The 8,029-nt window shown below is 60.3% G+C and carries 7 protein-coding genes and 1 pseudogene; 4 read left to right on the top strand and 4 right to left on the bottom strand.

The window, feature by feature from the left end; all coding sequences use genetic code 11:
* A pseudogene (locus ACVW0C_RS06815) lies at positions 1-308 on the bottom strand (hypothetical protein); the annotation flags it as partial.
* Between the two features lie 33 nt (positions 309-341).
* Positions 342-995, bottom strand: coding sequence for a cobalt-precorrin-8X methylmutase (locus ACVW0C_RS06810; protein ID WP_414329503.1), 654 nt, complete (start codon positions 993-995; stop codon positions 342-344).
* Between the two features lie 101 nt (positions 996-1,096).
* On the opposite strand from ACVW0C_RS06810, the gene ACVW0C_RS06805 reads away from it, so the two are divergent.
* Positions 1,097-2,215 (top strand): alpha/beta fold hydrolase, encoded by a 1,119-nt coding sequence (locus ACVW0C_RS06805; RefSeq protein ID WP_457384713.1) that lies wholly within the window; start codon positions 1,097-1,099, stop codon positions 2,213-2,215.
* 124 nt (positions 2,216-2,339) lie between these two features.
* Here the strand turns inward: ACVW0C_RS06805 and ACVW0C_RS06800 are convergent, their stop codons facing one another.
* Together ACVW0C_RS06800 and ACVW0C_RS06795 are read right to left on the bottom strand one after the other, a co-directional pair.
* Positions 2,340-2,987 carry a flavin prenyltransferase UbiX gene (locus ACVW0C_RS06800; protein ID WP_457384712.1) on the bottom strand — a complete coding sequence of 216 codons (648 nt, stop codon included), beginning with the start codon at positions 2,985-2,987 and terminating at the stop codon, positions 2,340-2,342.
* A 166-nt stretch (positions 2,988-3,153) separates the two neighbouring features.
* On the bottom strand, positions 3,154-3,693 hold the full coding sequence (locus tag ACVW0C_RS06795) for an ATP synthase subunit B family protein (RefSeq protein ID WP_414380997.1): 540 nt from the start codon (positions 3,691-3,693) through the stop codon (positions 3,154-3,156).
* A gap of 384 nt (positions 3,694-4,077) precedes the next feature.
* Between ACVW0C_RS06795 and ACVW0C_RS06790 the strand changes: the two genes are divergently transcribed.
* The 3 genes from ACVW0C_RS06790 (at position 4,078) to ACVW0C_RS06780 (ending at position 8,029) form a co-directional block, all read left to right on the top strand.
* Positions 4,078-4,320 carry a DUF751 family protein gene (locus tag ACVW0C_RS06790; RefSeq protein ID WP_041436092.1) on the top strand — a complete coding sequence of 81 codons (243 nt, stop codon included), beginning with the start codon at positions 4,078-4,080 and terminating at the stop codon, positions 4,318-4,320.
* Positions 4,321-4,598: 278 nt separating this feature from the next.
* Positions 4,599-6,134: a site-2 protease family protein gene (locus tag ACVW0C_RS06785; protein WP_457384711.1), complete on the top strand. Its 1,536-nt coding sequence runs from the start codon at positions 4,599-4,601 to the stop codon at positions 6,132-6,134.
* A gap of 44 nt (positions 6,135-6,178) precedes the next feature.
* Positions 6,179-8,029, top strand: a complete 1,851-nt coding sequence (locus ACVW0C_RS06780) for an aspartate kinase (RefSeq protein ID WP_457384710.1) — start codon at positions 6,179-6,181, stop codon at positions 8,027-8,029.

The following is an 8,029-nucleotide window of genomic DNA, read 5'->3' as shown; positions in this document are numbered from 1 at the left end:
TGTTCAGCCCGGATCTCGGAGATTTGGGCTGCAAAGCCCTGCCGCATCTCAACCATCTGAGCCTCAAAGCGCTCAGCCGACCGCTGCTGCTCGGCTCGCATTTCGGCCATCTGGGCCTCAAAGCGCTCGGCAGATCGTTGCTGTTCAGCCCGGATCTCGGAGATTTGGGCTGCAAAGCCCTGCCGCATCTCAACCATCTGAGCCTCAAAGCGCTCAGCCGACCGCTGCTGCTCGGCCCGCATTTCTTGGATTTGTTCTTGTTGTTGCTGAAGGTTGCGAATCAGCCACTCCTCTTGTTCTGGGGTCATGGGAAAGGTCTGAAGATATCCCTTCAATTCTAGTCAGTTGGGGATGGGATCCCGTTGAGCTGCCAAGAGAAGGGCATTGACAATGGCAGCAGCAACTGGGGATCCGCCTTTGCGGCCCTCCACGCGAATCTGGGGAACATCCGTTTGCGCCAACGCCTGCTTGGCCTCTTCCACCGCCACAAATCCCACCGGCACTCCGATCACCAAAGCCGGCTTGACCCGCTGTGCCCGAATCTCCTCCACCAAAGCCAGCAACGCGGTGGGGGCATTGCCAACGACAAACAGGGCTTCTGGATAGCGGCGTGCCAAGTTCACCATCCCATTGGCGGCGCGGGTTTGACCGGGCCAACGGGGCTCCTCCACCCAGTCCAAAGCACAGTAGAGGGGGATCCCTTGGGCTTTCAGACCTGACTGGATCCCAGCTGCCACCATCCTGACATCGACAATGACAGGCTGCTTTTGCCGTAGGGCTGCCAGGGCGTGTTCAACGGCGTTGGGGCCGAAGAAAAAGCGATCCCGCAGCTCAAAGTCGGCAGTAGCATGAATGGCACGGCGCACCACCTCATAAGGGATCCCTTGCCAGGGGTGGGGGCCGATCTCTTGATCGATCTGGCGAAAGCTGGCAGCGGTAATCGGGTCTATCCCGAAGGCTTCATCCATTGGGTCTGGGGTTATGGACACAGTCATGCTGGCATGTCCTGGAAGATATAGAAGAACCGGTGGCAAAGTACGTCCTATTAAATGATGAGCCGAGGAAACCACTAAGATTGGTCTAGCCTAAATTGGAGATGAGCCTATTGTTATCACCCACTTCTCCCTTGCACGGACTCGACTCCCATCCTTCCCCTTCTGCTCCCGTCGGTGCCAATTCCGTTGGCGCTCCCGGTTTCTCCTCTGTTGATGCGCCCCCCCCTTCCCCAACGGGCAGCGACAGGGATCCCTTGTCGGCTTTGCCTCGCTACGGCTACTCCCAAACCTGGCATTGGCGGGGCTGGCCCATCCATTTCACCTACACCCCCAGTCGCGCCCAAACCCCTGCCGGTGTCGTCAACTTAACGGCAGCTCCGGCCCTTTTAATCCATGGATTTGGAGCGTCAGTGGGTCATTGGCGCCACAACATTCTCCCTCTGGGATCCCAGCGCTCCGTCTATGCCCTCGACCTGCTGGGATTTGGCAAGAGTGCCAAGCCGGAGATTGCCTACAGCGTTGATCTGTGGGTGGAGCAGGTGTACGAGTTTTGGCAAACTCACATTCAGCAGCCCAGCATCCTGGTGGGCCATTCCATCGGGGGCTTGGTGGGGGTAATTGCCGCCGCCCGCTATCCCCAGATGGTGAAGGGCCTGTGCTTGATTAGCTGCGCCGATGGGCCCCATCCGGAAGAATTGCCCTCTCCCTGGGATGCTCTGGTGCGAGCCCTCTGCGAAGGGATTCTGTCGTTGCTGGGGTGCCCCCTCACTTATCCCCACCTCTTCAACTGGCTGCGACAAACCGAGGTGCTGCGGGCTTGGATCAAAAACGTCTACAAGCGGGATGAGCAGGTGGATGACGAGCTGGTGCAGATCTTCCAGAGGCCGGCCTTTGAGCCAGGGGCAGCCCACGTGTTTTTGGACGGTCTGAGGGCCATTCTCTGCCGCCGCTTCGACAGCCCCAAACGCCTGCTGCCCACCCTAAAAATGCCTATCTTGCTACTTTGGGGCCGAGAAGATCCGGCAGTGCCCAGTTTTTTGGCAGACCAATTTAAGCGCTGGCAACCTGCCCTCACCTTGGTGAAGCTGCCGGGAGTAGGCCACTGCGCCCACGACGAGTTGCCCCACTGGGTCAACACCCTCATCGGGGAATGGGCGGCCAGTCTGGAGACCTGCCCTGACTTGCCCACCCCCCTTCAGCGGGATCCCCGAGTCGGCTAGCTCAGCAAGTGATCTGAGCTATTCCCGGCAAGGTGCCACAAGTGAGGGCTATCGGCACAGGCCCCCCCAGCTTGGAACACCCCCAAGCCAAATCCCAGCCTGCCGCCGGGAAAAGGGATCCCGCTCAGAGATCAGGGGGCAGCTTGAGGATCTGATGCTGGCGCATCCCCTGCCAGCGGCGAATGAGATCGCCATCAATACCGAACTGATCCAGCGCCTTCACCACCACAAAATCCACCAAATCTAGGATGGTACGCGGCTGGTGGTACCAAGCTGGAATGGCCGGAACAATGCGCGCCCCCGCTTCTGCCAGAGTGGTCAAGTTGCGCAGGTGGATCAGGCTAAAGGGGGTTTCCCGCGGCACCACCACCAAGCGTCGTCCCTCCTTGAGCTGCACATCAGCAGCCCGCTCCAGCAGATCCGAGCTCAAGCCGGCAGCCAACTTGGCAACTGTACCCATGCTGCACGGGATCACCAACATCCCCTGCGTGCGATAGGAGCCACTGGCAATGGTTGCCCCCACATCCTGCCAGCGATGACAAACTAGGGATCCACCGCTGCTCTCGGCTTGCTGTCGCCAAAAGTGGGCCTGCTTGCGGGGGTCTGTCGGCAGCAGCACCCCGTGTTCTCCCTGCCACACCTGATAGGCCGCTTTGGAGGCCACCACTTCGACGCGGTAGTCCAGGCTGAGCAGAACATGCAGAGCGCGCACAGCATAGAGCATCCCTGAAGCGCCTGATACGCCAAGGATGATGGGCAGAGAGGATGTCAAGGGCCGCTGGGGAACGTCTTCTGCTCAAGTCTAGCGAGGGGAGCTGTCCCTCGCCTGCTCAGGGGATCCCTAACCCACTGCTCCCAAAGACTTGCACAACGCGGGATAAAAATGCTCCTGGCACAGGTTGAAGGCAGCGCTCAAGCCCCAGTCTGACTCTTCTCTGTTAGGTCTGCAGATTTTGCCGCCCGTTGCGGATCACCCGCAAGGACTCCACCAACCGCAACTCCAAGTCTTGCAACACCTGATCCACGTAACGGTGGGCCTCCCGCTGCAGGCGCTCCGATTCCTGCAGTGTCTGTCGCCGCACCTCCTCACTATGTTGATAGGCTTGTTGCAATAACTGCTCCGCCTGAGCTTGGGCCTGTCGCAGAATCGCCGATTCGTTGAGGAGCTGCTCAGCCCTACGTTGGGCCGCGGCCACAATTTCTTGGGCGTAGCGATTGGCCTCTGCCAAGATCCGATCCCGCTGGCGCAGCAGTTCCTCCGCTTCCTCCAGGGCTGTCGGCAGGTTCAGGCGGATAAAGTCTAACTGCTCCAGAATCTTTTCCTCTTCAATAAGGGTGCGAGACCAAAACAGGCGAGGGCTACTGAGAATGGCTGCCTCCAATTGATCCAGGGCCTCCTGGACGCGCATCAGAGCCAGGGTCTGATCCCCAAAGGGTACGCCGGCACGATTGGAAGGATCAGAGGGCAATTCTCGCATCAGTCTATGAAGAGGGGAGGCTGCACTGAGCAAAAGAGCAGATCAGGCAGGATAACGCCTACCATATCAGGTTCTCGGTTTCCTGAATCTGCGCAGTCTCCCCTTCGCTCCAACCACTCTTCGTGAAGTAGATGTTCTTTTTGATATGAGGGGACGATGGACTTTCTCCCTCGCGGAGGCTGTGAGCCAAGCGGCAGAGAGGCTGCTTACCGGTCGGTTGGTGCCACAGCGGCTGGGGAGCCGAGGTTGCTCGGCTGCCAAAAGAGCGCCAACGGAAGTTTGTTTTTTGAGTTGCCGCCAGTTCCCTGAAGATGGCCAGCCTCCAGATGGTTGACAGCTACCTATGGCACACTGAGAAAAAAGGAGTTGGAGCCCCAGCCTCTTATGCCACAACCGCAGCCCCCCAGAAGACTGGAAGACCAGTTTGTGGAGAATGTCTCCCGTTATCCCACTTACTTTATTACCGTTTTGCTGGGGGGGATCTGGGCTGGCCTCCAGCCTTTTGTCGGCCTGTATCGCAAAAGTCCAACAGCGGCGGCTATGGTTACGCTGGGATCCCTTTTGTTGCTTCTATTTGTTTATTTCACCCTGCGAGGCATGACAGGGAATACCTTTTGGCCAGAATAGATACTGGGTTGAGGTTGGGGCCCATGGGCGAAGCTGTGCAGTGGACGCCGGCAGCATAAGCACGCCTCAAGGGGATCCCTCTTTTTCGCCCCACTGCTGACAAGAAGTAAAGTGCTCCGCACCGCTCGCGCGAATGAAAAGTTTGCCCCGGAATGGTGGCGGTCTATGGGCAGGCCAAGCCTCAATTGGCTCTTCAGGGATCCCGGCTGCAAGCTGTAGCGAGGGGATTGGATTTGCCGCTAGCTTGGTAGAGGTGTTCTCCTCCGTTTTTTGAACTCATGGCAGATTGGATCCTGTTGGCGCTGGTGGGTTCTGCAACCTACCTGCTGCTGCAAAAAAGTGTGGCCCGCCTTTCGAAGGTGCCGTGGCGGATCCTGTGGCTGGTGATGATGCTGCCCCCTTTGGTTTGGGTGCTGGGGCGTCAGGTGTTTCAGTACGAATTGCCTCCCTTGCTGATGTTGCTGCTGTTTCTCACCTCCTACTTTACCAGCATGACCTTGGTGAGACGAGGGGGTATTCGACCCTCAACCGGAGGCCCTCGGCCAGAGGTGGAAAACTCCTCTCCAGAAGCGGATCCCTCGCCGGCTGGGGAACCTGAGCCAGAGGAAGAGGAGGAAGACGGCGCCGCAGATCCGGTCTCGCTGGCTCTTGCCCACACCCCCATCTCCGAAGTGCCGCGGGAGAAGCTGAGCCATTGCTTCCCCTGGAACGTCTTTTATTTGCAAAATGTGGAGTACCGCCCCCAGGCGATCATCTGCCGGGGCAACTTGCGGGCGGATCCCAGTGAAGCCTATGAGCGGGTGCAGCAAAACGTGGAAACCACTTTCGGCAAACGCTTTTTGGTGGTGCTGCAGGAGGGGTTTGCCGGTAAGCCCTTTTTTGCCTTGGTGCCCAACCCGGCGGCGCGGCGCTCCCTGGCGGACAGTCGAGAGTTGCCGCTGCTGGCTTTGGGGCTGTTGCTATTCACCTTCTGGACGACCCTCAGTGCTGGGGCCCACGCGGCTGGGGTTAGCCCTGACCGGCTGCTGCATTTGCCCTCTCTGATGAAAGGGTTGCCCTATGCGGTCGGGATCCTTGCCATTTTGGGATCCCATGAGTGGACTCGTTACTGGGTGGCCCGCCGCCACCACATCAAAACCTCGCTGCCCTATTTCATCCCGGTGCCTTTTGTCCTAGGGACTTTTGGGGCGTTTATCCAGTTGAAAGAGCCGGTGCCCAACCGCAAGGTGTTGTTTGATATCGCCGCCGCTGGTCCGCTGGCAGGGAGCCTTGTTGCTTTGGGCATGTTGTTGCTGGGGCTGGTGTTTTCAGCGCCTGCAGATCCTCCCGCGGTGCCGGAGGGGCAGCCGACCCCGATTAGTTTTCATCGCATTGACCCGCGCCTATCGGTGCTGCTGGCAATTCTGGCCCGCATGGTGCTGGGGGATCAGTTGCAGCCGGGGCAGGTGATCGAGCTGCACCCGCTGGCCTTTGCCGGCTGGCTGGGGCTGGTGGTGATCGCGTTTAACCTGATGCCGGTGGGCCAACTGGATGGGGGGCACATTGTCCACGCGGTGTATGGACAGCAGATGGGAGCGAATGTAGGCCGGGTAGCCCGCTGGTTGGTGCTGCTGCTGGCCTTGACGGTGCAGCCTTGGCTGTTGCTCTGGGCGCTGCTGCTGTTTGTGATTTCCAGTGCCGACGAGCCGGCCCTCAACGATGTGACGGAACTGGACGAGGCCCGAGATCTGCTGGGGCTGGGGATGCTCACGCTGCTGGTGCTGATCCTGCTGCCGGTGCCGCCGTTTTTGCAAAATGGGCTGGGCTTGGCCTAGATCCGGGGTAGGATCCAAACCGCCCCTGACCTCGTTCTTCTCTCATGGAACGCAGCTTAATCGTTCAAAAGTACGGCGGTACCTCTGTCGGCTCTGTCGAGCGTATCCAGGCCGTGGCCCAACGGGTGGCCCACACGGTGGAGCGGGGACATCGGGTGGTGGTGGTGGTCTCGGCGATGGGGGATGAAACCGATCGCCTTGTGGGCTTGGGGGAGCAGATCTTGCAGGGATCCCCGACCACACCGGCCCAGTTGCGGGAATGGGATATGCTCCTTTCCACCGGTGAGCAGGTGAGCATTGCCCTGGTGGCCTTGGCGCTGCAACGCTTGGGGTGTCCTGCCCTTTCCCTGACGGCAGCCCAGGTGGGCATTGTCACCACTCGGGATCACAGCCGGGCCCGCATTTTGCACATCCACACCGACCGCCTGTGGCAGCACCTGGAGCGGGAAGAGGTGGTGGTGGTGGCCGGGTTTCAGGGCATCACCAGCCTGGCGGAGCTGGAGATCACCACCCTGGGTCGGGGGGGATCCGACACCACGGCGGTGGCCTTGGCAGTGGCTTTGGGAGCAGAGCTGTGTGAGATCTACACCGATGTGCCGGGGATCTTCACCACGGATCCGCGTAAGGTGCCTGAGGCCAGGCTGTTGCCGGAGATCACCAGTGATGAAATGCTGGAGCTGGCCAGCCTGGGGGCGCAGGTGCTGCATCCCCGCTCGGTGGAAATTGCCCGCAACTACGGTGTGAAGCTGCGGGTGCGCTCCAGCTTGGAGCCGTTGCAGGCGGGATGCGAGGGCACTCTCATTCTTTCTCCTCCCCCCCGTCCTCGTGCTGCCGACAGCAGTATCGAGCTGGGCCTGGCGGTGGATACGGTGGAGCTGGATCGGGATCAGGCCAAGTTGGTGTTGGTGGGGGTGCCGGATCGCCCTGGCATTGCCGCCCAGCTCTTTCAGGGGATCGCGGCGGCAGGGGTGAATGTGGATTTGATTTTGCAGTCGCTCCAGTTCACAGCCGCTCACGCCAGCGGGACGGACTCCTTGCCGCAGGGATCCGTGCCCCAGCCCACCAATGACATTGCCTTTACGGTCAGTCGGTCGCAGGTGGCCGAGGCTGCAGCCGTTGCCCGGCAGATTGGCCAAGAGCTGCAGTGTGCAGCGGTGATTGTGGATGAGGCGGTGGCCAAAGTCAGCATTGCCGGGGTGGGGATGATGGGCCGACCTGGGATCGCGGCGCAAATGTTCCAGGTGCTGGCCGAGGCCGGGATCAATTTGCAGATGATCTCCATGTCCGAGATCAAGGTGAGCTGTGTGGTGGCTGCGGAGCGGGCCGGGGATGCCGCCTTGGCTCTGGGAGAGTCGTTCCAGGTGATCCCCCACTTGCATCGGGCGAAGGTGCCGCCTGCCCCTCAAGACAGCCACCCGGTACGCGGTGTTGCCTTGGATTTGAAGCAATCGCGGCTGGGCCTTCGCAAAGTGCCGGATCGTCCGGGAACTGCCGCCCATTTGTTTGGGCGCTTGGCGGCTGCTGGGATCATCGTGGACACCATCATCCAAAGCCAGCGGGGCTACCACAACGGGATCCCCAGTACCGACATTGCCTTTACCGTGCCTCAGGATCAAGCGATGGCTGCTGAGGCAGTCTGCCGGCAGGTGGCCGAGGAGCTGCAGGCGGCAGGCGTTGACGCGGATCACGACATTGCCAAGGTCAGCATTGTCGGCGCCGAGATGGAAACCTACCCTGGCGTGGCTGCTCGCCTGTTTGCAGCCCTAGCCGAAGCCGGAATCAACATCGAGATGATCGCCACCTCGGAGATCAAGGTGAGCTGTGTAGTGCGCCGGGATCGAGGGATCCCGGCCTTGCAAGCTATTCACCGCGCTTTCCGGCTGGACTGCCCCTAG

This window comes from Thermostichus sp. OS-CIW-26 (assembly GCF_054058395.1).
This window is presented reverse-complemented; position numbering and strand designations above follow the sequence as displayed.

Excerpts from the sequence above, each read along its gene's own strand:
- ACVW0C_RS06810 (WP_414329503.1), bottom strand. The coding sequence starts at position 995 with ATGACTGTGTCCATAACCCCAGACCCAATGGATGAAGCCTTCGGGATA.
- ACVW0C_RS06805 (WP_457384713.1), top strand. The coding sequence starts at position 1,097 with ATGAGCCTATTGTTATCACCCACTTCTCCCTTGCACGGACTCGACTCC.
- ACVW0C_RS06795 (WP_414380997.1), bottom strand. The coding sequence starts at position 3,693 with ATGCGAGAATTGCCCTCTGATCCTTCCAATCGTGCCGGCGTACCCTTT.
- ACVW0C_RS06790 (WP_041436092.1), top strand. The coding sequence starts at position 4,078 with ATGCCACAACCGCAGCCCCCCAGAAGACTGGAAGACCAGTTTGTGGAG.
- ACVW0C_RS06785 (WP_457384711.1), top strand. The coding sequence starts at position 4,599 with ATGGCAGATTGGATCCTGTTGGCGCTGGTGGGTTCTGCAACCTACCTG.
- ACVW0C_RS06780 (WP_457384710.1), top strand. The coding sequence starts at position 6,179 with ATGGAACGCAGCTTAATCGTTCAAAAGTACGGCGGTACCTCTGTCGGC.